This is a genomic window from Mycobacterium sp. (genome assembly GCF_032161845.1).
GTDB lineage: Bacteria > Actinomycetota > Actinomycetes > Mycobacteriales > Mycobacteriaceae > Mycobacterium.
In genome coordinates, this window is the sequence record NZ_JAVRQA010000442.1 from 1 (window position 1) to 2,855 (window position 2,855).

The following is a 2,855-nucleotide window of genomic DNA, read 5'->3' on the forward strand; positions in this document are numbered from 1 at the left end:
TGCTCGCACAGCATCTTCGAGAACACGAGGTCGTAGGAGTTGTGGCCGTCGACGATCGGGCGGGAGAGGTCGGCCTCCCTGGCCTCGACGTTGTTTGGCGCCTTCGCGAGTTCGCCAGGCGAGATGTCGATGACTACACGGTGCTGCGCGAAATCCCAGTTGTCGCCGGCCACGAAGGGGTTCGCACCGCCACCGAGTTCGGCAACGTCCTTGATGCCCTCCGCTTGAGCGAGTTTGAGGACGAACGGCTCGTATCCAAGCCAGAGCTCGTCCCTATCCATGTAATTCACTCGGGTGGTGTCGGTCGCCACCCCGCCAGCGGGGTTTTCGTATCCCATATGAAAGCTCCGTTAGGTAGTTTGCCAGGAGGAAACATTACACACTCGACGAGCGTCGGCCCCCCAACGGTACCGGAGACTGGCCGCGGTGAATCGGTACGTTGAAACGCCTGCTGTGAATGACGGAAGTTTTCCACGGTTCGGGGCCCGCATGCAACGCAAACGGTGCCCGACCCGCGCGGTAGCCATGGCGCAGGCACTGGGATCGGTACGCATCGGCAGGCGGGTGATGGGCGCCTGCGGGTGAGTTCGCCCGGGGCGTACCGCAATGTGTCCTATAGTTCGCCAGGTGTCGAAACCACGCCGCGATATTGCCTCTGCCGAGAATCCGGCGCCGTCGTGCAAAAGGATCACAACGTGAATTCCGCTCGCAAGTACGACGGAATTGATGGTCCAAAGGTGGCTATCGCGCACGACTACATGACCCAGCTGGGTGGCGCGGAAAAGGTTGTCCTTTCGATGAGCAGGGCTTTTCCCGAAGCCCCCATCTACACGATGCTCTACGAGCCCACGACCACGTACCCAGATTTTGCCGAACGCGATATCCGGGTGTCTGGCCTTAACAAGTTCAAGCTGGCGCGCAAACACCATCGCGCCGTGCTGCCGATACTTCCCTTGGTGGCGGAATCAATGTTCGTTGACGCCGACATCGTCCTCACCAGCACTAGCGGATGGGCGCACGGATTCCGCACCCGCGGGCGCAGGTTGATCCTTTGTCATTCACCGGCGCGCTGGCTATATCTGCCAGATCAGTACCTTGGCGACGATCCCAGCGCGGTGACCCGGTTGGGACTGCGGCTGACCTCGCCTTACCTCAGGGCATGGGATCGCCGAAAGGCTCTTGCGTGTGACAAGTACCTGGCGATCTCCACCCTGATCGAGAAGCGGATCAAGGAGAGTTACGGCATCGACGCGGACATCGTCTTTCCGCCGGTTGCCATGTCGCAGACCCACGATCTGGAGCCCGTGCCCGGTGTCGAGAGCCCGCGCGACGATGGCTACTACCTCTGCGTGTCGCGATTGTTGCCCTACAAGAACGTCGACGTCGTCATCCGCGCGTTCGCCGGCACCGGTCGTCGCCTGGTCGTGGTGGGGCGGGGGCCCGAGGCCGCGCGCCTGAATGCCATGAAGACGCCGAACGTGACGATGCTCAGCGATCTCACCGATGGCCAGATGGCGCAGTTGTACAAGAATTGCCGCGCGCTGCTGGCGGCTAGCCACGAAGACTACGGCCTCACGCCGATCGAAGCAGGCGTCTGGGGACGTCCGACGTTGGCGCTGCGGTCCGGTGGCTTCCTCGACACCATCGACGAAGGGGTCAGCGGCCTGTACTTCGACGAGCCGGAGCCGGGAGCCATCGCCGCCGCGATCGACCAGTTCGAGGCGATGACCCCCGACCCGGACAAGATCCGACGTCACGTCGAGCAATTCACCGAGGAAGTATTCGCGCGGAAACTCTATGCCGCGGTGGACGATCTGGCAGCTGTCGATGTCTCCTGACTCGGGATGGGGTCGTGCTCGCCGGCGACACCGGCAGGACGCGGCGAGGTTCGGCTGGCAACCTTCGACGACCCTTCTTGATATCGTCGTGACGGGGGAGATGGCCGGTGTGGGCAAAAGTCAGGAGCAAAGCGCGTGACGTGGGAGCCGAAGTTCGCTGATCCGCAAGACGTTGCCAGGAAGCGCGCTGCGGCACCGACCTTGAAGATGCCACCGGACCCCGAGTGGAGCATCGACGAAAACGGTGCTCTCGTCGAATACAAGATGCAGGGCATGGGATTTCGACGCAAGGCGCGAAATCGCCTCAGCGAGCTGATCTTCAACTCGTTCGTCACCCACATCCCCTCCCACACCGTTCGTCTGGGATATCTGCGGTTGTTCGGCGCCACGATCGGCAAAGGCTCGGGGATCATGCGCGGCGCGATGATTCTCGACATCGAGTTCCTCACCGTCGGCGACTGCACGACCATCGGGGGCCGCTGTACGCTCGATGCGCGCGCGGGCCTGTGGATCGGAGACAACGTCACCATCGCCAGCGAGGTGCTCATCCTGGGCGGTGGACATGACTTCGACCACCCCAACTTCCTTCCCGTGCCCATTCCGACCGTGGTCGAGGATTACGCATGGATAGCCAGCCGGGCGATCCTCCTGCCGTCACTGATTGGCCGCGGCGCGGTGGTCGCGGCGGGGGCAGTGGTGATCAAGGACGTCGGCGAATGCGAGGTCGTCGGCGGCAATCCCGCGAAGGTGATCACCAAGCGCAATCCCGAAGCCCTTCAGTACAGCGCCTCATATCGGCCGCTGTTTGGCTGATGGCGTGATCTCAAGGCGAATTCGGGCTGGTCTTCTCGAACCCGCGGCAGAAATCCCATCGCTGCCGAGGGCGGGTGAAACCACACTTGTCTGAGTCCACGCCCGTCACGGCGGCCCCCCGCACGGCCGCGACAACGCTCATCGCGATGATGTGGCTGTTCGGTGGCCGCGGCTTCGGGCTGCTGTGGACGTTGGCGTTGGTGC

The 2,855-nt window shown here is 62.9% G+C and carries 2 protein-coding genes and 1 pseudogene; 2 read left to right on the plus strand and 1 reads right to left on the minus strand.

The genetic code is table 11. The features are described from left to right. A pseudogene (locus QOD90_RS24220) lies at positions 1–338 on the minus strand (class I SAM-dependent methyltransferase); the annotation flags it as partial. Between the two features lie 420 nt (positions 339–758). Between QOD90_RS24220 and QOD90_RS24225 the strand changes: the two are divergent. Beyond that, positions 759–1,838, plus strand: a complete 1,080-nt coding sequence (locus QOD90_RS24225; protein WP_526353852.1) for a glycosyltransferase — start codon at positions 759–761, stop codon at positions 1,836–1,838. A 135-nt stretch (positions 1,839–1,973) separates the two neighbouring features. Further along, positions 1,974–2,651 carry an acyltransferase gene (locus tag QOD90_RS24230; protein ID WP_526353850.1) on the plus strand — a complete coding sequence of 226 codons (678 nt, stop codon included), beginning with the start codon at positions 1,974–1,976 and terminating at the stop codon, positions 2,649–2,651. The last annotated feature ends 204 nt before the right edge of the window (positions 2,652–2,855 follow it).

What these genes read in the sequence shown, in the direction of transcription:
- QOD90_RS24225 (WP_526353852.1), top strand. Translation starts at nt 759, where the DNA reads ATGACCCAGCTGGGTGGCGCGGAAAAGGTTGTCCTTTCGATGAGCAGG.